At 44.9% G+C, this 26,535-nt stretch carries 23 protein-coding genes and 2 pseudogenes; all 25 read left to right on the forward strand.

Going from position 1 to position 26,535, the window contains the following annotated elements:
* Window positions 1-121 precede the first annotated feature (121 nt).
* The 25 genes and pseudogenes from ACO1D1_RS09660 to ACO1D1_RS09780 all read left to right on the forward strand — a co-directional run bounded on the left by ACO1D1_RS09660 (window position 122) and on the right by ACO1D1_RS09780 (window position 26,441).
* Window positions 122-1,054: a cation diffusion facilitator family transporter gene (locus ACO1D1_RS09660; RefSeq protein ID WP_423335765.1), complete on the forward strand. Its 933-nt coding sequence runs from the start codon at window positions 122-124 to the stop codon at window positions 1,052-1,054.
* 194 nt (window positions 1,055-1,248) lie between these two features.
* Window positions 1,249-1,863 (forward strand): YncE family protein, encoded by a 615-nt coding sequence (locus ACO1D1_RS09665; protein ID WP_423335766.1) that lies wholly within the window; start codon window positions 1,249-1,251, stop codon window positions 1,861-1,863.
* On the forward strand, window positions 1,785-4,205 hold the full coding sequence (locus ACO1D1_RS09670) for a hypothetical protein (protein ID WP_423335767.1): 2,421 nt from the start codon (window positions 1,785-1,787) through the stop codon (window positions 4,203-4,205). Before ACO1D1_RS09665 ends, ACO1D1_RS09670 begins: the two co-directional genes overlap by 79 nt.
* Window positions 4,206-4,349: 144 nt before the next feature.
* Window positions 4,350-4,634 (forward strand): YhdT family protein, encoded by a 285-nt coding sequence (locus ACO1D1_RS09675; RefSeq protein ID WP_423335768.1) that lies wholly within the window; start codon window positions 4,350-4,352, stop codon window positions 4,632-4,634.
* On the forward strand, window positions 4,631-6,082 hold the full coding sequence (gene panF / locus ACO1D1_RS09680) for a sodium/pantothenate symporter (RefSeq protein WP_423335769.1): 1,452 nt from the start codon (window positions 4,631-4,633) through the stop codon (window positions 6,080-6,082). The genes ACO1D1_RS09675 and panF overlap by 4 nt, the downstream gene beginning before the upstream one ends.
* Window positions 6,083-6,155: 73 nt before the next feature.
* Entirely contained in the window at window positions 6,156-6,395 is a 240-nt protein-coding gene (locus ACO1D1_RS09685) for a CsbA family protein (RefSeq protein WP_149871591.1), read from the forward strand.
* A gap of 363 nt (window positions 6,396-6,758) precedes the next feature.
* Window positions 6,759-8,738: an excinuclease ABC subunit UvrB gene (gene uvrB / locus ACO1D1_RS09690; protein WP_149872794.1), complete on the forward strand. Its 1,980-nt coding sequence runs from the start codon at window positions 6,759-6,761 to the stop codon at window positions 8,736-8,738.
* A 7-nt stretch (window positions 8,739-8,745) separates the two neighbouring features.
* Entirely contained in the window at window positions 8,746-11,619 is a 2,874-nt protein-coding gene (uvrA, locus tag ACO1D1_RS09695) for an excinuclease ABC subunit UvrA (RefSeq protein WP_423335770.1), read from the forward strand.
* 141 nt (window positions 11,620-11,760) lie between these two features.
* On the forward strand, window positions 11,761-12,075 hold the full coding sequence (locus ACO1D1_RS09700) for a DUF4870 domain-containing protein (protein ID WP_423335771.1): 315 nt from the start codon (window positions 11,761-11,763) through the stop codon (window positions 12,073-12,075).
* 38 nt (window positions 12,076-12,113) lie between these two features.
* Window positions 12,114-13,223: a DUF4097 family beta strand repeat-containing protein gene (locus ACO1D1_RS09705; protein WP_423335772.1), complete on the forward strand. Its 1,110-nt coding sequence runs from the start codon at window positions 12,114-12,116 to the stop codon at window positions 13,221-13,223.
* An 18-nt stretch (window positions 13,224-13,241) separates the two neighbouring features.
* Complete coding sequence (locus tag ACO1D1_RS09710) at window positions 13,242-13,607, forward strand: phage holin family protein (RefSeq protein WP_423335773.1); 366 nt, start codon at window positions 13,242-13,244, stop codon at window positions 13,605-13,607.
* Between the two features lie 142 nt (window positions 13,608-13,749).
* The gene (gene hprK / locus ACO1D1_RS09715; protein ID WP_423335774.1) at window positions 13,750-14,685 is read left to right on the forward strand and encodes an HPr(Ser) kinase/phosphatase; all 936 of its coding nucleotides are present in this window, start codon (window positions 13,750-13,752) and stop codon (window positions 14,683-14,685) included.
* A 15-nt stretch (window positions 14,686-14,700) separates the two neighbouring features.
* Window positions 14,701-15,516 (forward strand): prolipoprotein diacylglyceryl transferase, encoded by an 816-nt coding sequence (gene lgt, locus ACO1D1_RS09720; RefSeq protein WP_423335775.1) that lies wholly within the window; start codon window positions 14,701-14,703, stop codon window positions 15,514-15,516.
* Window positions 15,517-15,598: 82 nt separating this feature from the next.
* Window positions 15,599-16,567, forward strand: coding sequence for a nucleoside recognition domain-containing protein (locus tag ACO1D1_RS09725; RefSeq protein ID WP_423335776.1), 969 nt, complete (start codon window positions 15,599-15,601; stop codon window positions 16,565-16,567).
* Window positions 16,536-17,180 (forward strand): pyrophosphatase PpaX, encoded by a 645-nt coding sequence (gene ppaX, locus ACO1D1_RS09730; protein ID WP_423335777.1) that lies wholly within the window; start codon window positions 16,536-16,538, stop codon window positions 17,178-17,180. The genes ACO1D1_RS09725 and ppaX overlap by 32 nt, the downstream gene beginning before the upstream one ends.
* Window positions 17,181-17,184: 4 nt before the next feature.
* Entirely contained in the window at window positions 17,185-17,727 is a 543-nt protein-coding gene (locus ACO1D1_RS09735) for an acyltransferase (RefSeq protein WP_423335778.1), read from the forward strand.
* 289 nt (window positions 17,728-18,016) lie between these two features.
* Entirely contained in the window at window positions 18,017-19,189 is a 1,173-nt protein-coding gene (locus tag ACO1D1_RS09740; protein WP_423335779.1) for an ATP phosphoribosyltransferase regulatory subunit, read from the forward strand.
* Window positions 19,182-19,804 (forward strand): annotated as a pseudogene (gene hisG, locus ACO1D1_RS09745) (ATP phosphoribosyltransferase). Before ACO1D1_RS09740 ends, hisG begins: the two are co-directional and overlap by 8 nt.
* Window positions 19,805-19,816: 12 nt before the next feature.
* The gene (hisD, locus tag ACO1D1_RS09750; protein ID WP_423335780.1) at window positions 19,817-21,091 is read left to right on the forward strand and encodes a histidinol dehydrogenase; all 1,275 of its coding nucleotides are present in this window, start codon (window positions 19,817-19,819) and stop codon (window positions 21,089-21,091) included.
* A gap of 240 nt (window positions 21,092-21,331) precedes the next feature.
* Complete coding sequence (gene hisB / locus ACO1D1_RS09755; protein ID WP_423335781.1) at window positions 21,332-21,919, forward strand: imidazoleglycerol-phosphate dehydratase HisB; 588 nt, start codon at window positions 21,332-21,334, stop codon at window positions 21,917-21,919.
* A gap of 164 nt (window positions 21,920-22,083) precedes the next feature.
* A complete protein-coding gene (gene hisH, locus ACO1D1_RS09760) occupies window positions 22,084-22,737 on the forward strand; it encodes an imidazole glycerol phosphate synthase subunit HisH (RefSeq protein ID WP_423335782.1) in 654 nt (217 codons plus the stop codon).
* The gene (gene hisA, locus ACO1D1_RS09765; RefSeq protein ID WP_423335783.1) at window positions 22,709-23,434 is read left to right on the forward strand and encodes a 1-(5-phosphoribosyl)-5-[(5-phosphoribosylamino)methylideneamino]imidazole-4-carboxamide isomerase; all 726 of its coding nucleotides are present in this window, start codon (window positions 22,709-22,711) and stop codon (window positions 23,432-23,434) included. Before hisH ends, hisA begins: the two co-directional genes overlap by 29 nt.
* A complete protein-coding gene (hisF, locus tag ACO1D1_RS09770) occupies window positions 23,434-24,195 on the forward strand; it encodes an imidazole glycerol phosphate synthase subunit HisF (RefSeq protein ID WP_423335784.1) in 762 nt (253 codons plus the stop codon). Before hisA ends, hisF begins: the two co-directional genes overlap by 1 nt.
* Window positions 24,192-24,808 (forward strand): annotated as a pseudogene (gene hisIE, locus ACO1D1_RS09775) (bifunctional phosphoribosyl-AMP cyclohydrolase/phosphoribosyl-ATP diphosphatase HisIE). The gene hisF and the pseudogene hisIE overlap by 4 nt, the downstream one beginning before the upstream one ends.
* Before the next feature lie 139 nt (window positions 24,809-24,947).
* Window positions 24,948-26,441 carry a tetratricopeptide repeat protein gene (locus tag ACO1D1_RS09780; protein WP_423335785.1) on the forward strand — a complete coding sequence of 498 codons (1,494 nt, stop codon included), beginning with the start codon at window positions 24,948-24,950 and terminating at the stop codon, window positions 26,439-26,441.
* Window positions 26,442-26,535: the final 94 nt, after the last annotated feature.

Consider the following 26,535-nt stretch of genomic DNA (forward strand, 5'->3'; position numbering starts at 1 on the left):
CTGTTGTGGGTATAAGAATAACAACGTCACATTTGGAAAAAACTAGTCTTATTCGTAACAATTTCGGTTTAGAAAGACAAAAATAAAGTACCTGCGTTATTAGGGTTCTGGGGGGATCAACATGGGTCATCATCACCACCATCATGGTCATTCACACGGCCACTCGCATGGCCATTCACATACAGGCAATAAAAAAGCGTTAATGAGTTCTTTCATTCTAATTGCTGCATTTATGGTTGTCGAGGTCATTGGCGGACTCCTGACAAATAGTTTGGCGCTGCTTTCCGACGCCGGCCACATGCTCAGTGACGCCGCGGCCCTGGGGCTAAGCTTCTTCGCCATTAAACTCGGTGAAAAACAAGTGTCTCAAGAAAAGACCTATGGCTACAAACGATTTGAAATCATTGCTGCTGCCCTAAATGGGTTAACCTTAATGGCCATTTCATTCTTTATTTTTTACGAAGCAATCCAGCGCTTTTTTGCTCCGCCGGAAGTGCAAAGCACGGGGATGCTGATCATTTCGGTCACTGGGTTAATCGTCAACATCATCGCTGCCTGGATTCTTATGCAGGGTGACAAGGATGATAACCTGAATATAAGAAGTGCCTTTTTACATGTTATCGGTGATATGCTCGGGTCAGTCGGCGCCATTATTGCCGCACTGCTCATCATGTTTTTCGGCTGGGGCATTGCCGATCCGATTGCAAGCGTTATTGTTGCCGCCTTAATCCTTATCAGCGGGTACCGCGTCACGAAGGATTCCTTCCATATTCTAATGGAGGGTGCCCCAACGCAAATCGATATTGATCAAGTGAAAGCGGCGCTTGGCAGGATACCGCTCGTTAAGGAAGTTCATGATCTTCATATATGGACGATAACCTCCGGATATCCAGTTTTAAGCTGCCATCTTACCATCTCTGATGAAGGAGTTCACGATGAAATCCTGTCGCAATCGCAGCGGATTCTTCATGATGAATTCCATATCGAACACAGCACCATCCAAGTCGAAAAAGAAACAAACGGCTGCCCAAGTCCGCACGGTACATGTAACTAACAAAGTAAAGGAAAAAAGACATCCTCAAAAGAGATGTCTTTTTTCAGTTTCCATTAAATCTAGATATCATTTAATAGAGATCAATTTTGAAATAGGAGAAATCTCACAATAAATATCCAAATATTGTAGATTATAAAGGCGTGTGCGTGTTAGAATGATTTTAATATTTAAATATTTTAGGAGGATTGTTATTTTTGAAAGCGTTGTCTCGCTATTTGCTAATCTTTTTACTGCTATTTTCTAGTGTTGGGTCTTTCATTCATGGGAAATCTGTTTACGCAGCGACGGCTGTTAAAGGATCTATTACCCTTCCGTTTAAGCCGAATGATACAGCCGTTGACCCGAATAAACCTGTGATTTATGCGACAAAACTGGGAAGTAAGACACTCTATGCAGTTAATTTTTCAACAGGAGAGATTAAATCTCTTAACCTGCCATACCCGGCAGAAAGATTAGATTTTAATCATAATAAGCTTTATGTTACTCAGCTTAAAATGAGCCATGATACCTACAATCAAGGCCCTTATTCTGGCGCAATTGCAGAGGTAGATCCTAGTAATTTTACCATAAGTAATGTATTGGATATTAATCAAGACCCATACGACATCGCTGTAGACAACTATGGATACATTTATATTTCACCTGGTTCAGGACAGTGGGATGATTTAAAAGTATATTCGATGAAGGATAAAAAGAGATTGTTCAAACTGCACCATACCCAGCTACATCCATGTATGAAAGAACGAATATCTTTTTTAATGCAGAAACATCGAAAATTTACTCAAATGAGACAACCGGAAGTCCTTTAGATATTGAGGCGTATGAAGTCGTAAATGGGGTCATCCAAAATCACTATGATTCTCCTTATCATGGGGATTATAATCTCGGTATTACCGGTAAAATTTCTCCTGATGGAACGAGCATATACAATACTGGCGGGGTTGTATTTGAACTAGCTACATATAAATCAGGGGACATGAATTACCGTTTTTCTTTCGGGAAAAAATACAATGATTATGAGTTTAGTCAAGAGCAGGGATTAACCTTTGCCGCCAGTACGACCACCGGAATTGACGTCTATCAATATGATACAAAAACGTTTTTATACTCCTTAAGAAAAGATTTAAATGTCCAAAAGCTTCATATTCAAAACGGGATTTTGGTAACTATTAATCAAGATAGCAGCGGAAATTATTTTATCGAGACAATGAATGCGGATACGCCGCCATCATCAGGTGTACCGGAAATACCTGGTATCCCGGATCCGGTGGGAACCCTTAATAATCTTGGTTTTAAACCAAATGATACGGCCATGGATCCGAACAATCCGGTAATTTATATGACTAAAATGGGAAGTAAAACGGTTTATGCGGTTAATATTTCTACAGGCGAAATCAAATCATTAGCACTTCCATACCCTGCAGAAAGGCTGGAGCTTTATAAAAATAAACTGTATGTAACACAACATAAAATGACCCATCAATATGTAGCCTCTAAACTAATCGGAGCCATCGCTGAGGTTGACATACAAACATTTAAATTAACTAAGGTCATCGATGTTGACGCGGATCCTTATGATATTGCAATTGATCAAAATGGCTATATTTATATCGCGCCAGGTTCCGACCAGTGGGAGGATATGAAAGTTTATTCTCTGGCAACGGGAGGAGAAATACCAAACACGTATATTGCCAATATGCGGGCATGGTCCTACCTCTATTTCAATCCTGAATCATCCAAGATTTATTCCATTTCAACGGATACAAGCCCAAGGGATGTGGATGCATTTGAAGTGGAAAATGGGATAATAAAAAGGAACTACAATTCTCCCTATCATGGCGACTATCCGTTAGAGCCTTTTGCCAAAATAACACCAGATGGTCAAAGGATGTACAATAATAGCGGTGTTGTCTTTGACCTTGCGATGTATCAGACGGGTGATTTGACCTATGCCTTTAAACTAGAAAGAAAATACACTGATTATGAATTCAGCTTACAGGACCAATTGACATTTGCTGCTAGAGTAGACGGCGGAATCGATGTCTATGAATATAATACGAATAAATATTTGTATACGATTAAAAAAGAGGCAACTGTCGAAAAACTTCATCTTCAAAACGGGAAATTGACGGCCGTTTCTACTGATAGCTCTGGAAAATATAATATTATTACCATGGATACAAAAACCCAAGGGACACCGGATACACCAAGTAACCCGGAGACACCGACTGATCCGGGAACTCCAAGCACACCTATACCACCAAAGGCAGTACAATATCTGGAAGGTGCAATCTTCACGTGGAATGATGAAATAGAGGAATTCGACTATTATGATCATTTGACAGATGGCGCCCAAAAAGTTCCTTTAGACAGTATCTTCGGCTTTCACTTTGATCAAAAGGTGGAAGTGAATGACGAATCAGGAATAATTATTAAAGGACCAGGTGGCATTGTTGACACATTTAGTTGGGTTTCCGATGATGGCTTATTCATTGCTGCTGACGTTTTAAATGGGACTACAGCCTACACCCTTACTATTAAGAAGGATGCCTTATCTGGTCCTCAAGGACAAAGCTTAGCAAATGATATTATTATCAAGTTTACAACTGCCTCTAACTGGGAGTTTTACTATGGTAAGTGGCATTTCTATGACCCGGCTATCGGAGATTATGCCACAGGCTGGAAAGACATTTCAGGAACCCGCTACTATTTTAACCATGCAGGCGAAATGCTAACGGGCTGGCAAAAGATAAATAGTATTTGGTACTACTTTGCAGGCAGTGGCGCGATGCAAAAGGGCTGGCTGAAATTAGGTACTACTTGGTATTACCTGGATGCCAGTGGTGCGATGAAAACGGGCTGGTTAAAACAAGGAACGACCTGGTATTACTTAGACGGCAGCGGCGCGATGAAAACGGGCTGGTTAAAACAAGGAACAACTTGGTATTACTTAGACGGAAGCGGCTCGATGAAGTCAGGCTGGTTAAAGTTAGGTACGACTTGGTATTATCTAAACAGCAGCGGCGCGATGAAAACCGGCTGGCTCCAATTAGGGAAAGACTGGTACTACCTATACAGCAGCGGTGCCATGGCCTACAACACAAAAATCGGCGGCTATAGACTGGGCGCGAATGGAGCATGGATACGCTAGAAAACCTATTAGGATGAGTCGACTTATCGTACACATCCTAACAGGTTTTTTTTTTGCATTTTTCTTTATCTCTCATAATTGTTTGGTAAAATGTTCTTTATTCGTTAAAAATAAAATGAACAACAATTTTGAGGGGGAAACCTGTTGAAAAAGACAGTCAATCCGCCGGACAAGCGTTTCAAAATCGCGCATAGGGAAGCTCTTATGGGAGTGGTCCTTGTCATCATCAATTTCATTTGGTGGTATGGTTTTGCATATGGTCTCGGTTCGGATCAAGTTGAAAATTATACATATATTGCTGGGTTACCAGCCTGGTTCTTTTACAGCTGTGTCGTTGGATCAATCGTTATGATAATTCTCGTGATTCTAACGGTGAAATTTTTATTTAAAGAAGTTCCTTTTGAAGAGGAAGAGGGGGACATCAAGTGAATTGGCCAGTGATTACCCCGTTACTCATTTTCTTACTTATTATTTTTGCTGTTGGCTTTTGGTCGCATAAATTTGTCCTTAAATCCAATTCGTTCATCGAAGAATACTTCTTAGGTGAACGGCAGATGGGCGGGTTTATTCTGGCGATGACCATGGTGGCAACCTATGGCAGTGCCAGCAGCTTTATCGGCGGTCCGGGTATCGCCTATACGAAAGGATTAGGCTGGGTTCTGCTGGCCATGGCCCAGCTGGCAACCGGTTATTTTACGTTAATGGTGCTTGGGAAAAAATTTGCCATTGTGGCTCGGCAATATAAGGCGATTACACTTATTGATTTTTTGAAGGAGCGCTATAAAAGTAAAACGGTTGTCATCGTATCTGCGGCAAGTATCATCATCTTCCTTTTTTCATCGATGACTGCCCAGTGGATTGGCGGAGCGCGGCTCGTTGAATCGTTAACAGGCCTGCCGTATACGACTGCCTTATTGATCTTTGCTTTTTCCGTCCTCGTCTTTGTTATTGTCGGTGGCTTCCGGGCTGTCGCCTTAACCGATGCTGTCCAGGGTGTCGTAATGTTCGTGGGAACGCTGATTCTGCTGATTGCTACCATTAAAGCCGGGGGCGGAATCCCGAAGATCATTTCCGATTTAGCAGCGGAAAATCCTAATTTAATCACTCCCTTTGGTGCTAATCGGGAGCTCACTCCCGCCTATGTTTCTTCCTTTTGGATTTTAGTGGGAATCGGGGTGGTTGGCCTGCCGCAAATAACGGTACGAGCGATGTCCTATAAAAACTCTAAAGCAATGCACAGCGCCATCATTATTGGAACGATTGTGGTCGGTTTCATCATGCTGGGGATGCATCTGATTGGCGTTTTTGCAAGGCCGGTCCTTCCTGGAGTTGAAATCGGTGATACTGTCATGCCGCTGTTATCGATGAAGGTGCTGCCGCCGTTTGTCGCTGGAATTGTTCTAGCTGCACCGATGGCCGCCATTATGTCGACAGTTGATGCCCTGCTGATTTTAGTAAGCTCCGCACTTGTTAAAGATGTTTACTTAAATTACATCAAGCCTTATGCTAAAGAGGACCATGTCAAAAAAGTCAGTTTTAGTGTAACAGCCATTATTGGTATTCTGGTTATTCTGCTGGCGTTGAGTCCGCCTGATCTAATCGTCTGGCTAAATTTATTCTCATTTGGCGGTCTGGAGTCCGTCTTTATCTGGCCGGTCGTGTTAGGATTGTATTGGAGTAAGGGAAATAAATACGGGGCGATTACTTCGATGATTCTAGGAATGGGGTCTTATATACTATTAGATCGTTTTTATCCTAATCCATTCGGGGTGCATACCGTTGTCATGCCGATTGTTCTATCACTTCTAGGATTTATTGCGGTTAGTCTAATGTCCCAAAAAGCAGGCTCTATCTTGAAAGGTACACCCGCTCAATGATATTTTTGTTGCAATTTTATTGATAAATTTCTAGAATGAATGAACAGAAATCTTTAAATAAGGTGGGTGCCCAATGATAGGAGTTATGCAATTTTTATCGGCGCTAATTTTGCCAGGGATACTAGTCTTACTTTTTACACGTGTCACCTATAATCGTCTGATCGGTCTTGCCTTAACGATTGCCCTGATTGCAGCGTCTGCCTATAAAGGATATACAAATACCTTGGTGCTCATCGTCATCGATGCATTCTCGTTAACCGCCGGCTTCTGGCTGGCGGCAAAGATGAAACCGCGAGCCGTGAAAGGCAGCTAGTATCCCTTTCAAGTCTGTCCATTAATTGGCAGGCTTTTTGTTTTTTTAGTTCTGTTGATTGGAGCGGAAGGCGCGAGACTCCTGCGGGAGGACGGGGCAGGGGAGACCCCGCAGTCGCTTTAGCGACGAGGAGGCTCCCCGGACCGCCCGCGGAAAGCGAAGCGACTGGAGCGCAATCAACAGACATATTTAACAAAGTCTAAAAAAATCGAATACTAGTTCGCATATTATTGGTTTGTTTTTGGCTGAATGTGGTAGAATATGAATATGAAATTAAGAGAATACACTTTTCGGTTGTCATCCCGTCCACTACAAAGTTTTTCCAGCTGTTAAGTGATTTTTTATAACGGGAGGAAATGAATGGTGAAAGACCAATTTGAATTAGTTTCAAAATACACGCCGCAAGGTGACCAGCCAGAGGCCATCCGCCAATTAGTAGAAGGTATCCGGCAGAATAAACGCCATCAAACGCTGCTTGGCGCCACTGGTACGGGTAAGACATTTACCGTTTCAAATGTGATTAAAGAGGTAAACAAACCTACACTAGTCATTGCCCATAACAAAACGTTGGCCGGTCAGCTGTATAGCGAGTTCAAGGAGTTTTTTCCGAACAATGCGGTCGAGTATTTTGTCAGCTACTATGATTACTATCAGCCAGAAGCCTATGTGCCACAGACAGATACATTTATTGAAAAAGATGCCAGCATCAACGACGAGATTGATAAACTGCGCCACTCGGCCACCTCTTCCTTATTTGAACGGAAAGACGTAATCATCATCGCCAGTGTTTCCTGTATCTACGGTCTCGGTTCGCCGGAAGAATACCGCGAAATGGTGCTGTCCCTCCGGACTGGCATGGAAATTGAGCGCAATAAGCTGCTGCACCGCCTCGTCGATATCCAATATGAACGAAATGATATTGATTTCAAACGGGGAACCTTCCGCGTCCGCGGCGATGTCGTCGAGATTTTCCCGGTTTCCCGGGATGAGCATTGCATGCGTGTCGAATTCTTCGGCGATGAAATTGACCGCATTCGCGAAGTCGATGCCCTTACTGGTGAAATTATGGGTGAACGCGAACATGTGGCCATTTTCCCAGCATCCCACTTCGTTACAAGGGAAGAGAAAATGCGTGTCGCGATTGAGAATATTGAAAAAGAACTCGAAGAACGACTGGCCGTGCTTCGAGCAGAAGATAAATTGCTTGAAGCACAGCGGATTGAGCAGCGCACCCGCTACGATCTGGAAATGATGCGCGAAATGGGTTTCTGTTCAGGGATTGAGAATTACTCACGCCACCTGACATTAAGACCTGCCGGTTCCACACCGTATACCTTGCTGGATTATTTTCCGGAAGACTTCCTGATGATTATCGACGAATCGCACGTCACCCTGCCTCAGGTCAGAGGAATGTTCAATGGGGACCAAGCGCGGAAACAGGTACTTGTGGACCATGGATTCCGTCTGCCGTCAGCACTAGACAACCGGCCGCTCACCTTTGATGAATTTGAAAAGCACGTACACAATGCCATTTTTGTATCTGCTACACCTGGTCCGTATGAGCTGGAGCATACTCCGGATATGATTCAACAAATCATCCGCCCGACCGGCCTGCTTGATCCAACCATCGAAGTCCGTCCAATTGAAGGTCAAATCGATGACTTGATCGGTGAAATTCAGGAACGTGTGAAGAAAAATGAACGGGTACTTGTTACGACACTGACGAAAAAAATGTCTGAAGACTTAACCGACTATCTGAAGGAAATCGGTATTAAAGTGCAATACTTACATTCGGAGGTCAAGACGCTTGAGCGGATTGAAATTATCCGTGAGCTCCGCCTTGGGAAATATGACGTTCTCATTGGAATCAACTTACTCCGTGAAGGCCTGGATATACCAGAGGTTTCGCTTATTACCATACTTGATGCGGACAAAGAGGGATTCCTCCGCTCCGAGCGTTCCCTGATCCAAACGATTGGCCGGGCCGCCCGGAATGCTAACGGCCATGTAATCATGTATGCCGACCGCATAACCGATTCGATGGAAAAGGCGATCAGCGAGACGAAGCGGCGCCGCGAGATTCAAGAGGAATATAATGAAAAGCATGGCGTAACCCCTCAGACGATCCAAAAAGAAATCCGCGATGTCATTCGCGCGACACATGCTGCCGAGGAGCAGGAAGAGTATACACCGGCTTCATCATTCAGCAAGATGAACAAGAAAGAGAAAGAAAAACTTATTGCGACAATGGAAAAAGAAATGAAAGCCGAAGCCAAAGCGCTTAATTTTGAACGCGCTGCCGAGCTTCGTGACTTACTTTTGGAATTAAAAGCGGAAGGATGACGTACAGATGGCGATGGAGAATTTAATTGTAAAAGGCGCCAGAGCCCACAACTTGAAAAATATTGATGTCACCATTCCGAGAGATAAGCTTGTTGTTGTAACGGGACTTTCCGGTTCAGGAAAGTCCTCGCTTGCGTTCGATACCATTTATGCAGAAGGCCAGCGCCGTTATGTCGAATCACTTTCGGCATATGCAAGGCAATTCCTCGGCCAGATGGATAAGCCCGACGTCGATGCGATTGAGGGCCTCTCCCCGGCGATTTCGATAGATCAGAAAACAACAAGCCGCAATCCGCGTTCAACCGTCGGAACGGTGACTGAAATCTATGATTACTTACGATTATTATACGCAAGGGTTGGACATCCAACCTGTCCGATTCACCATATCGAAATCTCCTCACAAACGATTGAGCAGATGGTCGACCGAATTCTTGAATACCCGGAACGAACGAAAATGCAAATCCTAGCCCCGGTTATATCCGGGAGAAAAGGAACGCATGTGAAAGTCTTCGAAGATGTGAAGAAACAAGGCTTTGTCCGGGTTCGCGTTGATGGGGAAATGATGGATCTTGGCGATGAGATTGAACTGGAAAAGAATAAAAAGCACTCGATTGAAGTCGTAGTTGACCGGATTGTCGTTAAGGAAGGAATCGCTGCCAGAGTGGCGGATTCACTTGAAACAGCACTGAAGCTGGGCGAAGGCAAGGTCATCGTCGACGTCATTGGTGAGGAAGAGCTGCTGTTTAGCGAAAATCATGCTTGTCCGATTTGCGGATTTTCCATTGGTGAGCTTGAACCGCGGATGTTTTCTTTCAACAGTCCATTCGGGGCCTGCCCGGAGTGTGACGGGCTCGGTTCCAAGCTTGAAGTCGATGTCGATCTTGTGATACCAAATAAGGATTTAACCCTAAAGCAGCATGCGATTGCCCCATGGGAGCCGACAAGTTCACAATATTACCCGCAGCTCTTGGAGGCGGTCTGTAACCATTTCGGAGTGGATATGGACGTACCTGTCAAGGATATTCCTGAGCATCTTTTGGAAAAAGTGCTCTACGGCTCCGGACGTGAAAAAGTTTATTTCCGCTATGAGAACGACTTTGGACAAATCCGCGAGGGGCATATTGAATTTGAAGGCGTCATCCGCAATGTCGAGCGCCGGTTTAAAGAGACGAGCTCTGACTATATCCGTGAACAAATGGAAAAATACATGGGCCAGAAGCCATGTCCAACCTGCAAAGGCTTTCGTTTGAAAAAAGAAACGTTAGCTGTTTTGATTGACGGCCGCCACATTGCCAAAGTGACGGACCTTTCGATCGAAGAAGCCTATCAATTTTTCTCGGAATTACACCTGTCGGAAAAAGAAATGCAAATTGCCAAGCTGATTTTTCGTGAAATTCAAGAGCGCCTTGGCTTCTTAATCAATGTCGGTCTTGATTATTTAACGCTTAGCCGAATGGCCGGTACTTTATCAGGCGGGGAAGCACAGCGGATTCGTTTAGCGACGCAGATTGGTTCGCGTTTAACAGGTGTGATGTATATCTTGGATGAGCCGTCCATCGGTCTTCATCAGCGTGATAACGACCGGTTAATTGGAACACTGAAAAGCATGCGCGATATTGGCAACACCTTGATTGTCGTTGAACATGACGAAGATACGATGCTCGCCGCCGATTATTTGATTGATATCGGCCCTGGTGCCGGTATCCACGGTGGAGAAGTGGTCTCCGCCGGAATACCTGCAGAAGTAATGGCGGACCCGAATTCGCTGACAGGCCAATATTTGTCAGGGAAGAAGTTTATTCCACTGCCGCTTGAACGCCGCAAGCCGGATGGCCGCTATATTGAAATCAAGGGCGCATCGGAAAATAATTTGAAAAATGTGAACGTGAAGTTTCCACTCGGCGTATTCACCGCCGTAACCGGTGTGTCCGGCTCTGGAAAAAGTACGCTCATTAACGAGATACTTCATAAATCACTGGCGCAAAAGCTTAACCGTGCCAAAACAAAGCCGGGGGAACACAAGAGTATCAAGGGAATTGAATACTTAGAAAAAGTTATCGATATTGATCAGTCGCCAATCGGGCGAACACCGCGTTCTAATCCGGCTACGTATACCGGTGTATTTGATGATATCCGCGATGTGTTTTCAGCAACGAATGAAGCAAAGGTCCGCGGGTACAAAAAGGGCCGCTTCAGCTTTAATGTCAAGGGCGGACGCTGTGAAGCCTGCCGCGGTGATGGGATTATCAAGATTGAAATGCACTTTTTGCCTGATGTCTATGTTCCGTGCGAAGTGTGCCATGGGAAACGCTACAACCGGGAAACATTAGAGGTAAAATACAAAGGGAAAAGCATTTCCGATATTCTTGATATGACTGTTGAAGCGGCTGTAGAATTTTTCGAAAACATTCCAAAAATCAGCCGCAAACTTCAAACGATTTTGGATGTCGGACTTGGCTATGTGAAACTTGGCCAGCCTGCAACGACGCTGTCCGGAGGCGAAGCCCAGCGCGTGAAGCTTGCATCGGAACTTCACCGACGTTCGACCGGGAAGACCTTCTACATTTTGGATGAGCCGACAACCGGGCTGCATGTGGATGACATTTCCCGTTTGCTAGTTGTGCTGCAGCGTCTAGTGGAAAATGGCGACACTGTTTTAGTCATTGAGCATAACCTTGATGTCATTAAAGCAGCCGATTACCTCGTCGACCTTGGTCCAGAGGGAGGAGACAAAGGCGGAACAATTGTTGGGACTGGAACACCGGAGAAGATTGCAGAAACCCCTGCGTCATATACCGGAAAATACTTAAAGCCAATCCTCGCTCGGGATCGAGAACGAATGAAACAGCTAATTGCTGATAAAAGTACTGTAAAAGCATAAATTTAGGAGAAGGGCCGGATGAAATCCGGCTCTTTTGTACTTCATATGGAGTAGAAAAATATGGTCTTCTTTGTCTATTTTAATTTTATAGAAACTTTTTCCTTTTCAGTTCGTAGATAAGAGATAGAGGTGATGAACGAAATGGAAACAAGAAAAGTCCTTTCAAGTTTGTGTTATTTCAGCATTTTTTTCGCCGGGTTTATTTTTCCGCTCGCCGTCTTTATTGCTACCGGTGATGAGGCGACAAAAGTGCACGCCAAGAAATCGTTATTATCCCATTTAATTCCGCTGATCCCGACACCGCTGATTGTATTTGCAGTGTTTTATGACTTTACCAATATTCAAGATACAGTTCCGGCGTTTACGGTCATTAGCATTGTTGTTCTTGTCATCATTTGGATTGTTGTTGTGATTTGGAACATTGTCAAAGGCGTAAAGGTCCTCCTGGCTGAATAAGCTAGTAGAAGGAAAAAATTATATCTGAGGTGGAAAAGATGAAAGAGGAAAAAAAACGGATTCTGCAAATGGTTGAAGAAGGAAAACTAAGGGCTGACGAGGCATTAGCGCTGCTCGATGAACTGGAAAAGGCACAGGAAACGATGGAGCAAAAGCAGGAACAAATGGTGAACGAGCTTTCAACCGCTGTACAGTTTGATGAAGCAAAAAAAGAAGACCCATTCCAAACGAAAACCCAATCAACAAAAGATAAGATTTTTGAGTTTGTTGATTCCGCATTGAAAAAAATTAAAGACTTTGATTTTGACTTAAACTTCGGCCAATCCGTTGATATCTCCCATATTTTCCAACACGGTGAAGTGGATTTAAAAGATATGGACATCGATGTTGCCAATGGTTCCGTGAAGCTCGCTGCTTGGGAGCAGCCGGACGTAAGGATAGAGTGCCAGGCAAAGGTATACCGGGTGGACAATCAGGATCAGGCGCGGCAAAACTTTCTCCGCGATGTGCACTTTACAGTTGAACACCAAAAATTGCGGTTTAGCACACAGCAAAAGTGGATGAAGGTGGAGGCTATCATTTATGTGCCAAAAGCGCAATATGAACGCGTCCGTATTCGCATGTTTAATGGCGGTGTTACCGGTGAAGGAATGAATGTCCATGACCTTCGGGTAAAAACAGCAAATGGAAAAATAAGCCTTCATCAGATCAATGGAAAAAAGGCAGAGGTGGAAACGGCAAACGGGAAAATATCGGTTGTCGGCAGTCAAATTGATGAGGTGGAAACCGAGACCATTAACGGTGCGATTCAACTTGATGGCGACTTTAGAAAGGTAGAAGCAGAGTCGTTCAACGGAAATATCAGCGCAAATCTGCAGGGAAATCGTTCCGAATGGGTTCAAGTAAAAGCGACCACGGGAGGCATTGACCTATTTGTCCCGGAGGCATTGCCGGTTAATGGTGAACTCAAGACCAATCTTGGCGGTTTTAATCTTAATCTAACCGGTGTCCAGGTGCTTGAGGAGAAGAGTGAAATGATTCAGAAGTTGCTTCGCTTCCAATCGGTTAACCATCCTGATAAAATGATGAGAATCTATGCCGATACGAAAACAGGCTCAATCACGGTTCATAAATCACACGAAGCCTAAATAGGAGACGTTTAAAAGATGAGATGGCTGATTGGATGTTTGATAAATGCTGTTTTGTTCATGGCGCTTGCGGGCTATTTTCACGACAGCTTTCAATTAACAGGATTTTGGGCCGCATTTCAGGCAAGTATTTTATTATCTATCTTAAATGTACTCGTGCGCCCGCTCCTCATTTTATTAACCCTGCCTGTAACGCTTTTAACAATGGGGCTGTTCTTGTTTGTGATCAACGCGATTACACTTGAATTGACCGATTATTTGATGGGCGATAGCTTTGAAATCAACGGCTTTGGCATGGCACTATTCTTCGCTGTTTTGATGTCACTTGTCAACATCATGATTCAAAAAACGATTCTGGAGCCGTCAAGGAACAAGAAGAATTAACACAAAAAGGTGCGAACCATTTCCATGTGGTCTGCACCTTTTTCACTTTTTGAACAACTTCCATTTGGTTCTTTTTCAAAAAATGCTAAAATAAGAGGAAATGAATTTTTTAGATGATAAAATCCGTTGAGGAGGAAGCTTCTTGTCTAAAGTACGTACCAAAGATATATTGGAGAAATTTAAGCTTGAATTGGTCAGTGGTGAGGAGGGAATTGATCGTCCAATCACCACAAGTGATATATCCCGGCCGGGAATTGAAATAGCAGGTTATTTTGAATTTTATCCTGCAGAACGAATCCAGCTGTTAGGAAAGACGGAACTATCATTTTTCGAAGAGCTGCCTGAAGGGGAACGCATTTCCCGAATGGAACGGTTATGCACGGATATCACGCCGGCGATTATCGTCACAAGGGGTATTGAAGTGCCGGTGGAGTTAGTTGAAGCAGCTGAGAGGGAATCTGTGCCTGTCTTACGGACAAGCATGAAAACGACTCGATTTTCAAGCCGTCTCACCAATTATTTAGAGAGTAAACTAGCACCGACTACGGCAGTTCATGGCGTATTGGTCGATGTGTATGGCATTGGCGTGCTTATTACCGGAAAAAGCGGGGTGGGTAAAAGTGAAACCGCGCTCGAGCTTGTGAAACGAGGCCACCGCCTTGTTGCCGATGATTGTGTGGAAATCCGGCAGGAAGACCAGGATACATTAGTTGGGACATCACCAGATTTAATTGAGCATTTATTAGAAATCCGCGGCTTAGGGATAATCAACGTAATGACATTATTCGGAGCAGGCGCTGTCCGGAGCAATAAGCGGATCACGCTGATTATGGATTTGGAAATCTGGGATTCCAAAAAGCAATACGACCGCCTTGGTTTAGATGAGGAAAAAGTGAAGATCATTGACACGGAGGTCACTAAGCTGACTGTGCCTGTTCGTCCAGGACGAAACCTGGCTGTAATAATCGAAGTAGCGGCGATGAATTTCCGTCTCAAAGGAATGGGTGTGAATGCGGCACAGCAATTTACCGAGCGGCTTGCTGATGTGATTGAAGATGGAGAACGCGAAGAACTGTAAGGGGGAGAAGAGAGAATGAACGAAACGATTCAGCCGCTAAACCCAATTGCCTTTTCACTTGGTCCGATTGATGTGCACTGGTATGGGATTATTATCGGCTCAGGTTTAGCGTTGGCACTGTTTTTGGCCATTAGAGAAGGAAATCGCCGAGGGCTCCCGAACGATACGTTTGCTGATTTGATGTTATGGGCGATTCCGATTGCGATTATTTCGGCGCGGATTTATTATGTGATTTTTGAATGGGAGTATTATGTCAATCATCCGGCAGACATACCGAAGATTTGGAACGGCGGGATTGCCATCCACGGGGCATTGATTGGTTCCGTTATAACAACGATTATTTTTGCAAAAAAGCGCGGCGTTTCTTTTTGGAAAATTGCCGACATTGCCGCCCCAAGTATTATTCTAGGTCAGGCGATCGGCCGCTGGGGCAATTTTATGAACCAGGAAGCCCATGGTGGGGAAGTCACGAGGTCGTTCCTCGAAAACTTGCATTTACCAGACTTTATTATCAATCAAATGTATATCAATGGAACCTATTATCATCCAACCTTTTTATATGAATCCATTTGGGATTTTATCGGCTTTTTCCTATTAATTTTCCTTCGCCGCGTGAATTTCCGCCGTGGCGAGCTATTCCTTTCCTATGTCATTTGGTATTCTGTCGGCCGCTTTTTCGTTGAAGGACTGCGGACGGATAGTTTAATGCTTGGCAGTCTGAGGATGGCGCAGACCATTTCGATTGCCCTAATTGTTGTGGCAGCAGCGATCATTATCTATCGCCGGATGAAACAGCCATCAGAAGTGCGCTATTTAGATCAAAGTAATTAAGAAAAGCGTAAGCGCCCTGGTCAGCGGCGTATGGCCTCCTCGAAAAATTAATTCTTATATTGTAAAAAAGGAGTTTGGGGAAATGTTAGTAAACTCAATAAAAAAGGGGTTACTTGTCGGTCTAAAGACAACCTGGACATTAGGAAAAGTGATTTTTCCTGTTACCCTGATTGTGGCAGTGCTGCAATATACACCAGTCCTGCCATGGGTGATGAAAATGATTTCCCCGATAATGGAACTGATTGGTCTGCCAGGAGATGCGGCAATACCGCTCGTCCTTGGAAATTTTCTTAACCTTTATGCCGGCATTGGTGCGATTCTCACGCTAGATTTCTCGGTAAAAGAAGTATTTATCTTAGCCGTGATGCTGTCCTTTTCCCATAATTTATTCATCGAATCCTCTGTGGCGATGAAAGCGGGCGTGAAGCTGTGGGTCGTCTTGGTCACAAGGCCGGGGCTGGCACTCCTTTCCGCGATCGTCATTAATCTTGTCTGGCATGGAGGCGGGGAGAAAGCAAAGTATGGCTTGATTCAATCAAGTTCTGTCCAACCAGAGGGAGTCGCCGGCATCATTGTAGAGGCAGTGCAAAAAGCGGGGCTTGGCATCTTTCAGCTCGCCATCATTGTCATCCCGCTTATGGTTGTGATACAAATATTAAAAGATTTACACTGGTTAAACAAGTTTTCAAAAACGATGACTCCAGTAACGAAAACGCTTGGGATGAAGGAAAATACCTCGACGACGATGGCTGCCGGTTTATTATTTGGCCTGGCCTATGGTGCAGGTGTCATGATCCAAGCCGTGAAAGAAGATGGAGTCAGCCAAAAGGATATTACCCTGGCATTTATTTTTCTAATGGCCTGTCATGCGGTGGTTGAAGATACGTTAATCTTTGTGCCGCTTGGCATCCCCGTCCTGCCGCTGTTTTTAATCCGTCTCGGGGTAGCCATTGTATTAACTTTAGTGGTAGGTATGATTTGGAAACGCTCGGGGATGGTGAAAAGAAAGGATGCAACCTATGAACAACAAAATCACGACAATTCTCTTTGATTTAGATGGGACGTTAATTGATACGAATGAATTAATTATATCGACTTATTTGCATACACTTGAAAAATATTATCCTAGCAAGTACAGCCGTGAGGATGTTTTGCCGTTTATGGGCCCAACCCTGCACGAAGCCTTTAGTACCGTAGATCCGGATCGTGTGGAGGAGATGATTGTCGAGTACCGCACATTTAATCTCGCTAACCATGATGCACTCGTGAAAGAATTTGAAGGTGTGTTTGAGACGATTCAAACTTTATTCGAAAAAGGCTACAAACTTGGCATCGTCACCACGAAACGTCATGATGTTGCCTTGAAGGGGCTGCGTCTGACAAATCTTGATCAGTTTTTTGAGGTCGTGGTCGCTCTTGATCATGTAACAAAGGTCAAGCCTGATCCGGAGCCAATTTTTCATGCGCTTGAGCAAATAGATGCTGCACCAGAGGAAACGCTCATGGTCGGCGATAATTACCATGATATATTAGCCGGAAAAAATGCCGGTACGAAAACAGCTGGTGTCGCTTGGTCCATCAAAGGCCGAGAGTATATTGCAAAATACGAACCCGATTACATCCTTGACCACATGCAAGACTTATTAAATATCCTCGGAGAGTGAGAATATGAGGAATACGACCCGTTACCCGGTCACAGGAGCGAACTCCCTATGGCACGTTTACAAAACCGTGCCGTTTTGGAAAGTAGTGAAAAATTTTATAGTCATCCAGCTCGCCCGTTATACGCCCTTTTTGGGAATGAAGAATTGGCTTTACCGTGTGTTTTTAGGACTGAAGGTTGGCGAGCATACCTCATTTGCCTTAATGGTCATGCTCGATGTGATGTTTCCGGAAAAAATCACTGTCGGCCGCAATACGGTCATCGGCTACAATACGACGATTCTTGCCCATGAGTATTTAATTAAAGAATACCGGCTTGGTCCAGTCTCGATTGGCAGCGAAGTCATGATCGGCGCAAACTCCACGATTCTCCCCGGGGTGACAATTGGTGATGACGCGATTGTCTCGGCCGGGACACTTGTTCATAAGGATGTTCCCGCTGGGGCATTCGTCGGCGGAAATCCGATGCGTGTCATCTACACGAAGGAACAAATGGCTGAGCGCTGGGCGGATGATCCGATATATGGTGTAGAAAAAGAAATTACTTGAGCTCGGTTTTTTATAAAACTGGGCTCTTTTTTCATATGATAAAGTGGTTTCCTATAAAAAGGTAGTGTAACTGGTTTGGCGGAATTCCTGACAAAACCCGCGGAATAAATTCAAATTCTCGCGGAATAATGCTAAAGGTACGCGGAATCCACCGACTGTATTTAACGATACCTGTCATCGGAAGTTTTTTTCATTGACGAAACGATCACCAAGGGGTAAACTACTAATTATTAACTTTAACTCACTACCAATTTAGCAGACTAAAGCAAAATGAAAAAGGGTGAACACATTGAGTCGCTTGTTTATGTTTGAAAAGCCTTTAGGGATGCGTGACACGCTGCCGGAATTATATGAGAAGAAACATCGCGTTCGTTCTGTCATGGCAGAAACGATAAAGCTTTGGGGCTACCAATTTATCGAAACTCCGGCGCTTGAATACTACGAAACCGTTGGAGCGGCCTCAGCCATTGCTGACCAGCAGCTCTTTAAATTACTTGATAAAGAAGGTCATACACTTGTGCTCAGGCCGGACATGACCTCACCAATCGCCCGTGTAGCAGCATCGAAACTGCTGGACGAGGATTTGCCTGTTAGATTAGCCTACTCCGCTAATGTATTCCGAGCCCAGCAGCGCGAAGGGGGCCGGCCGGCAGAGTTTGAACAAATCGGTATTGAATGCTTGAATGAAGATACCGTTTCATGCGACGGCGAAGTCATTGCCCTGCTGATTTCCTCTTTAAAAAAGGCAGGACTCACAGAATTTCAAGTTTCAGTCGGTCATGTTGGCTTTGCACAAGAGCTATTTATGCAAATCCTCGGGACAAACGGCCGAGCCCATGCATTAAGGAAATTTTTATATGAAAAAAATTATGTCGGCTACCGCGAGCATGTGAATTCTCTCCAGCTATCATCGATTGATAAGCAAAGATTGTTGCAGCTTCTTCAATTAAGAGGCGGGGAAGAAGTCATCGGCCAGGCACTTGACATTATTGAAAATGATAAAGGTAAGCAAGCTATCCTTGAGCTGAAGGAGCTTTGGGAAGTCATTAAGGATTACGGTGTCGAACAATTTGTTAAGTTTGATTTTACCATCGTCAGCCATATGAGCTATTATTCCGGCATTTTATTCGAGGCCTATGCCGGGAAGGTCGGCTTTCCAATCGGAAATGGCGGGCGTTATAGTTTAATTGAAAAGTTTGGAAAAACAGCAAATGCCACCGGATTTGCGATTCGAGTGGATACGCTGCTTGAGGCGCTGGGAGATTTACAAGTAGAAAATACAACCCATTGCATCTTTTTCAGTCAGGAGCGCCGCAAAGAAGCCTTTGATTTGGCCGCTGAAATGCATGAGCAAGGGAAAAAGACCGTCATTCAAGATATAACCGGGGTCAAAAATCTTGATGCTTTTACTAAAAGATTTGCCGAGACCACCTATTTAATCGGAGGAAGCGGAGATGAGTAATATCCTAACGATTGCGATGCCAAAAGGGCGAATTTTTGAAGAAGCGGTTGAATTGCTTCGTAAAGCGGACTACAAACTGCCCCGGAATTTGATGATTCAAGAAAGTTGATCATTGACGTGGAGGAAGAGGGGCTCCGGTTTATTTTATCCAAGCCAATGGACGTGGCTACGTATGTCGAGCATGGTGTGGCCGACGTCGGAATCGCCGGGAAGGACGTGCTGCTCGAGGAAGAGCGCGATGTGTACGAACTCCTTGACCTTAAGATCAGCCATTGTTATTTAGCAGTTGCCGGCCTTCCGGATACAAAAATGAACGAAGTGGCCCCAAGAGTCGCAACGAAATATCCAAATATCGCCGAAGCCTATTTCAGAGAGCAGGGCGAACAGGTGGAAATTATCAAATTAAACGGATCAATCGAACTTGCACCGTTAATCGGCTTATCGGACCGGATTGTTGACATTGTTTCAACTGGCCGGACATTAAAGGAAAACGGGCTTGTCGAATACGAAAGAATTATAGACGTGACGTCGCGTTTCATTGTGAACCGAGTCAGTTATCGGATGAAGGACAAACAGATTGATGAAATGGTAACCCGGCTTAGTGAAGTGGTTTAGGAGGATTTTTTCATGAAAATACTAAAGGTTGATGAACTTGTTTCAATTAAACGCTCGATTGAAGCAGGTACCTCCGAGCAGCAAACGATTGTAAAAAAAATAATTACTGAAATTCGACAGCGCGGTGATGTGGCGTTACGAGAGTTTACAGAGACATTTGACCGGGTCAGCCTTGCCTCTTTTTCCGTTACTGAAGCAGAGATAGAGGAAGCCTACGGCGAAGTGGAAGAGCAATTGGTGACGATTATTCGCGAAGCCGCAGAAAATATCCGCTTTTTCCATGAAAAGCAGCTTCGGCCGTCGTGGATGACGACCGAAGAGAATGGAACGATTCTTGGTCAAAAAATAACCCCGCTGGATTCAGTTGGCGTGTATGTGCCGGGCGGAACGGCTGCCTACCCGTCATCTGTGCTGATGAACGTGATTCCGGCGAAAGTAGCAGGAGTCAAACGGATTGTGATGGTGTCACCGCCTGGCAGTGACGGGAAATTACCGGCAGCGGTGCTCGTTGCAGCAAAGGAAGCCGGCGTGGAGGAAATCTATAAAATTGGCGGAGCCCAGGCAATTGCCGCGCTAGCATACGGAACGGAATCCATCACTTCGGTTGATAAAATAACTGGTCCTGGGAATATCTTTGTCGCTTTGGCGAAACGGGAGGTATTCGGCGATGTCGATATCGATATGATTGCCGGCCCGAGTGAGATTGCCATTTTAGCAGATGAAACAGCACGGGCGGACGAAGTCGCCGCAGACCTGCTATCACAGGCAGAGCACGACCCGCGGGCATGCAGTGTTTTGGTTACCCCGTCACTGGGGTTAGCCGAGCAGGTGTCAGCGGAAGTCGAAAAGCAGCTGGCGATGCTGCCGCGCAAGGAAATTGCCGCTCGTTCGATTGCGGATTACGGGGCCATTTATGTAACAGCTGACCTCGACGAAGCCGTGGAAACGGTGAACCAGTTAGCGCCGGAACATCTTGAAATTATCACAGAAAATGCAATGGAGCTTCTCGGGAAAATTCGCCACGCCGGAGCGATTTTTATCGGCCGTTATAGTTCAGAGCCCGTTGGAGATTATTTTGCCGGCCCGAACCATGTGCTGCCGACGAATGGAACAGCAAGGTTCTCTAGTCCGCTGAATGTTGACGATTTTCAAAAAAAATCAAGCGTGATCGTCTACAGTGAGCGTGCATTAAAGGAAAACGGCGCCAAAATCGCAGCCTTTGCCCGTCAGGAAGGGCTCGAGGCACATGCACGGGCAGTGGAAATGAGACTAACAAACGATAAGTAGGATCTAAAGGACAAAACAGCTCGGGAAAGCAGCGGAAATGTCTTTAAGAAGGCTTCTTAAGGACAAAACCGGCTGTGAAAACGGTTAAAATGTCTTAAGACTGCTTCTTAAAGACAAAACCATATGAGAAAGATGCAAAAATGTCCTTAATAAGATTCTAATGGACAAAACTCATCTCAAAAGAATAGTTTCAGTTTCACTAAATGCAAAACAGCAAAATATCTAAGGAGTGTCCCTTTCATGGAAAGAACCGCAAGCATAGAACGGAATACAAATGAAACAAAGATCCAGCTTTCTTTGGCCATTGATGGCGAAGGCCAATCCCAGCTTGATACAGGCGTCCCATTCTTAACCCATATGCTAGATTTATTCACAAAACATGGTCAATTCGACTTAACTGTAGACGCCAAAGGTGATATTGAAATTGATGATCACCATACCACTGAAGATATCGGAATTTGTCTGGGGCACGCGCTCCGTGAAGCATTAGGAGACAAAAAAGGTATTAAACGGTACGGAAATGCCTTTGTCCCGATGGATGAAGCTTTAGCGCAGGTAGTCGTGGACCTCAGCAATCGTCCGCACCTCGAAATGCGTGCGGAATTCCCTGGACAGAAAGTAGGTAATTTCGATACCGAACTCGTACACGAATTCCTCTGGAAGCTCGCCCTCGAGGCACGGATGAACCTACATGTCATTGTTCACTATGGAAAAAACACACACCACATGATTGAAGCTGTATTTAAAGCATTGGGACGAGCACTCGACGAAGCCACAACCATCGACCCGCGCATCAAAGGCGTCCCATCAACAAAGGGCATGCTATAAAAACGACAAATCCGTGGCGTGTCAGGCACACGCCAAGAAACACAAAAATCCGTGGCGTGCCAGGCACACCCCGAGAAGCAACAAAAATCCGGGCTGTGCCTGTCACCTCCCGAAAACGACAAAATTCGAGGTGTGACAGGCGCCATCCAAAGGAGGGCACAACGATGATCGGTATCGTCGATTATGGAATGGGAAATCTTTTCAGCGTGAGTAAGGCACTCGAACGATTAAACGCCGATTATTTCATTTCCGCTGATCAAACGAAATTACTGCAAGCAGATGCATTGATTCTTCCGGGGGTGGGCTCGTTTCGTGATGCAATGGAACGTTTGCCTGCAGAAATGATAAAGGAATTTGCCGCTACTGGGAAGCCGCTGCTTGGCATCTGCCTCGGTATGCAGCTGCTGTTTGAATCAAGCGAGGAAAATGGGCCGACCAAAGGGCTGGGGTTGCTGCCTGGAAGCGTCCGCCGTTTTTCGGGCCGCACCCAGCAAGGCGAATCCTACAAGGTCCCGCATATGGGCTGGAACAAGCTAACATTTGTTAAACAGTCGTCCCTATTAAATAACCTTACCGAGGACTACGTCTATTTTGTGCATTCTTATTTTGTAGACGCAGAACACTCCGAAGAGGTACTTCTCGCAAAAACCGATTACCATGAACAGGTTTCGGCTATAGTGGGCAAAGACAATATATACGGGATGCAATTTCATCCGGAAAAAAGCAGCAGACTTGGAATGGCCTTATTAAACAACTTTTTACAATTGGTTGAGGAAAGGATACGGTACAATGAGCTTCACAATTTATCCGGCAATTGATATGCGCGGCGGCAATTGCGTCCGCCTCCTTCAAGGGGATTATAATCAAGAAACAATTTACGGGGATTCCCCGTTTGATATGGCTCAAAGCTTTGCGGCGGCTGGCGCCGAATGGATTCATATGGTCGACCTCGATGGGGCAAAGGACGGAAAACGCGTCAATGACCGTTTTGTGATTGAAGCGGCGGGGAAGCTCAAAGCAAACATTCAAATCGGCGGCGGCATTCGTTCTGAGGAGGATATCCTCCACTATCTAGAAAATGGTGTTGATCGCGTCATTATTGGTAGTATCGCAGTTTCCAATCCTGCTTTTGCGATAGAAATGATTAGAAAGTATGGCGCAAGAATCGCAGTCGGAATTGATGCGAAAAATGGCTATGTTGCTACTCACGGCTGGCTTGAAACATCTGCCCTCAAGGCGGTAGATCTGGGAAAACGGTTTGCGGATGCCGGAGCTGAAACATTTATTTTTACCGATATTGCTACGGATGGCACCTTAAAAGGGCCGAATATTGCTGCTGTTTGTGAAATGGCAGAAGTTACAGGGAAAAACGTCATTGCCTCTGGCGGCGTAAGCAGTCTCGCGGATTTAAAAGCCCTTGCAGCCGAAAAGGGTATAAGCGGGGCCATTGTTGGAAAGGCGCTCTACGAAAGTCGTTTTACCTTGAAAGAAGCATTGGAAGAGGGGAAACGCTGATGACATTAACCAAACGTATTATTCCCTGCCTTGATGTGAAGGATGGCAGGGTGGTAAAAGGCATTCAATTTGTCCAGCTGCGCGATGCCGGGGACCCTGTTGAACTTGCCCGTTTTTACGATGAGCAGGGAGCGGATGAGCTGGTGTTCCTCGATATCTCCGCATCGGTTGAGGGCAGAAAGACGATGATTGAAGTCGTAAAGGCTGTCGCCTCAGAACTTGCAATTCCCTTTACGGTTGGCGGCGGCATCAATTCACTAGAGGATATGAAGAATATTCTTCGGGCGGGTGCAGACAAGGTGTCATTAAATACGGCAGCGGTCTTGAACCCGGAATTAATCCGTGAAGGTGCCGATTACTTTGGTTCACAATGCGTCGTTGTCGCCATCGATGCCAAATTTGATCCCGAGCTTGGGACTTGGCGCGTCTATACCCACGGCGGAAGAAAACCAACAGAAAAAACCACTGTCGAGTGGGCGATGGAAGCTGCCGAACTTGGTGCAGGAGAAATTTTATTAACCAGCATGGACAGCGACGGCGAGAAGAACGGTTTCGACCTAAACCTTACACAAGCGGTTAGTGAAGCTGTTCCCATTCCGGTCATTGCATCTGGTGGTGCTGGGAACGCTGAACATTTTGAAGCGGCATTTTTACAAGGAAAGGCAGATGCTGCACTGGCTGCTTCGATTTTTCATTATAAAGAAACCTCTGTCCATGAAGTCAAAAGCTATTTGCGGGAAAAAGGAGTGAGCGTACGATGAACGTTCGATTTGATGAAAAGGGCCTAGTCCCAGCCATTATCCAGGATGCGGGAACGAAAGAAGTGTTAACACTCGCCTATATGAACGAGGAATCGCTGGCAAAGACGATTGAAACCGGAGAAACGTGGTTTTACAGCCGCTCGCGCCAGGAATTGTGGCACAAGGGCGCAACAAGCGGCAATACACAAACGGTTGTGAATATCAACTATGACTGCGACCAAGATGCGTTATTAGTGCTTGTCAATCCAAAAGGTCCCGCCTGCCATACGGGTGCCGTAAGCTGTTTTTCAGAACGGATTGTCGAGGGTACCTCGAATATGGCGGATTACCAAATCCTGCAAACCCTTGAAAAAGTAATTTCCAAGCGTGAACAGGAGCGGCCGGAAGGTGCGTATACCACATACCTTTTTGAAAAAGGTGTCGATAAGATCTTGAAAAAGGTGGGGAAGAAGCGGCAGAGGTGATTATCGCAGCCAAGAACCGCGACCATGAGGAGCTTAGATGGGAAGCGGCGGATTTGCTTTACCACTTGCAGGTGCTTTTAGTCGAACAAGGACTTCCCTTTAAAGAAGTATTGCGAACATTAGAAGAAAGACACAAAGACCGGTCTTAAATGGACCGGTTTTTGTTTTGTACCGCTTGAAATTCATTATACAAATGTAGGAAGGGGAAATATTGCCGGGTGCCCCTTCTCGAACAACTCCCAAATGTGTTATAATACATAAGTTATGTTGAAAAATGTGGAGGACTTCATGGTGAAAGACTTGATGGCAAGAATGCAAAAAGGAAAACTATTAACATTTGTTCCTACGGGGGAATATTATTTCACGAAAGGTTTAAAGGCATACCATCGACGTGATTTTATTAAATCAAAAAAATATCTTGAGCGGGCGATTCAGCTTGAGCCGGGTGAACCGATGATTACATGCCAGTTGGCGGTCGTGTCAACAGAACTTGGCGAGTTTGAACATTCCAACCGACTCTTGCATCTCATCCTTGAAGAGCTTGACCCAGATATGGCGGAATGCCATTACTTTTTAGCGAATAATTATGCCCATATGGGATTTTTTAAAGATGCTTATCATCACAGTAAGCTATATCTGCAGCTCGATCCTGACGGAGACTTTTCGGAAGACACCGAGGATTTGCTTGAAGTGCTCACCTTAGAATCAGAGGGTTTAGAGGAAGAGTTGTATGAAGAAGATGATCTGATTTTCAAACAAGAGCAGGCTCGTGAGCTGCTCGAGTCTGGCTACTTTCCTAAGGCGATCGAATTGTTAAAAGATGTCGTCAAGGATTATCCGGAATACTGGTCTGCGTACAACAATTTAGCACTCGCTTACTTTTATTTAGGTAAAGTCGAAAAGGCGGAATCAATTTTAGTGGATGTGCTCGAACGGAATCCGGGCAATCTTCATGCACTGTGCAACCAACTGATCTTTGCTTATTATCAAGGGCAGTCAGAAGGTGTTGCACAATTGGTGAACTCATTGAAAAAAATTCAGCCGCTCCATAGTGAATATCAATTTAAGCTGGGAGCCACCTTTGCATTAGTTGGAGAAAATGAACTTGCTTATTTATGGTTGAAAAAGTTATATAAACATGGTTTTAATGGAGATGGACCTTTTTATTACTGGCTCACCTATTCGGCCTATTTCACGGGACATGAACAATTTGCACAAGCTATATGGAAAAAAGTGCTCGAAATGAATCCCGAAAAGGAAGGCTCAGAACCATGGAATGACAAAGATCCAGCTACAAACGGATTTGAGGATTATAAGGGATCGATTTTTCAAAAGCTTGAAAGTGACTATGTGGAAGAACGGTTATTTGCCCTTTTCCTGACGACTGTTTCCAGTAAAAAAGACGAAATCATCACTTCAAAACGGCTTTTCCAAAATCCGAAATTGACTACTTTGGAAAAAGAGTATATTTCCTTAATTAGATCAGGGAAACCTTCCTTAACGGCAGATGCACAGGAAATTGCTGAGCTTTTTTATGAAAATTATCAGCCGATTGGCACGGTTGAGTCGGGGTTGTACTTGATGTGGTTCTCGGTGTTTGCCGAACTTTCCAAAACCAACGTCCGCTTGAAGAATAAACGGGCATGGGCTGGGGCTGTCGAGTACTTATGGCATAAGCTGCGCAGTGAAAAGGTTTCCCAGCAGGAAGTTGCGGAACGTTACGGACTCTCCTCAGCAACCATCGGTAAATATGTAAAATTAGTGAATAACTATTTAAACTAGAACAGGTATAAAAAAATAAATTTGAGAATTGTCTAGCTCCAGCACCCTAGCGGCTAGTGTCCTTCGCTCTCCGCCCTACGATAAGTCAACATCG

Source organism: Neobacillus sp. 19 (assembly GCF_049463095.1).
GTDB lineage: Bacteria > Bacillota > Bacilli > Bacillales > Cytobacillaceae > Neobacillus.

Coding starts and splice junctions, on each gene's coding strand:
- lgt (WP_423335775.1), top strand. CDS start 14,701: ATGAACGAAACGATTCAGCCGCTAAACCCAATTGCCTTTTCACTTGGT.
- ACO1D1_RS09780 (WP_423335785.1), top strand. CDS start 24,948: ATGGTGAAAGACTTGATGGCAAGAATGCAAAAAGGAAAACTATTAACA.
- ACO1D1_RS09670 (WP_423335767.1), top strand. CDS start 1,785: ATGTATGAAAGAACGAATATCTTTTTTAATGCAGAAACATCGAAAATT.
- uvrA (WP_423335770.1), top strand. CDS start 8,746: ATGGCGATGGAGAATTTAATTGTAAAAGGCGCCAGAGCCCACAACTTG.
- hisD (WP_423335780.1), top strand. CDS start 19,817: ATGAAAATACTAAAGGTTGATGAACTTGTTTCAATTAAACGCTCGATT.
- ACO1D1_RS09725 (WP_423335776.1), top strand. CDS start 15,599: ATGTTAGTAAACTCAATAAAAAAGGGGTTACTTGTCGGTCTAAAGACA.
- ACO1D1_RS09700 (WP_423335771.1), top strand. CDS start 11,761: ATGGAAACAAGAAAAGTCCTTTCAAGTTTGTGTTATTTCAGCATTTTT.
- hisA (WP_423335783.1), top strand. CDS start 22,709: ATGAGCTTCACAATTTATCCGGCAATTGATATGCGCGGCGGCAATTGC.
- hisH (WP_423335782.1), top strand. CDS start 22,084: ATGATCGGTATCGTCGATTATGGAATGGGAAATCTTTTCAGCGTGAGT.
- ACO1D1_RS09660 (WP_423335765.1), top strand. CDS start 122: ATGGGTCATCATCACCACCATCATGGTCATTCACACGGCCACTCGCAT.
- ACO1D1_RS09710 (WP_423335773.1), top strand. CDS start 13,242: ATGAGATGGCTGATTGGATGTTTGATAAATGCTGTTTTGTTCATGGCG.
- ACO1D1_RS09685 (WP_149871591.1), top strand. CDS start 6,156: ATGATAGGAGTTATGCAATTTTTATCGGCGCTAATTTTGCCAGGGATA.
- hisF (WP_423335784.1), top strand. CDS start 23,434: ATGACATTAACCAAACGTATTATTCCCTGCCTTGATGTGAAGGATGGC.
- ACO1D1_RS09735 (WP_423335778.1), top strand. CDS start 17,185: ATGAGGAATACGACCCGTTACCCGGTCACAGGAGCGAACTCCCTATGG.
- ACO1D1_RS09705 (WP_423335772.1), top strand. CDS start 12,114: ATGAAAGAGGAAAAAAAACGGATTCTGCAAATGGTTGAAGAAGGAAAA.
- hisB (WP_423335781.1), top strand. CDS start 21,332: ATGGAAAGAACCGCAAGCATAGAACGGAATACAAATGAAACAAAGATC.
- ppaX (WP_423335777.1), top strand. CDS start 16,536: ATGAACAACAAAATCACGACAATTCTCTTTGATTTAGATGGGACGTTA.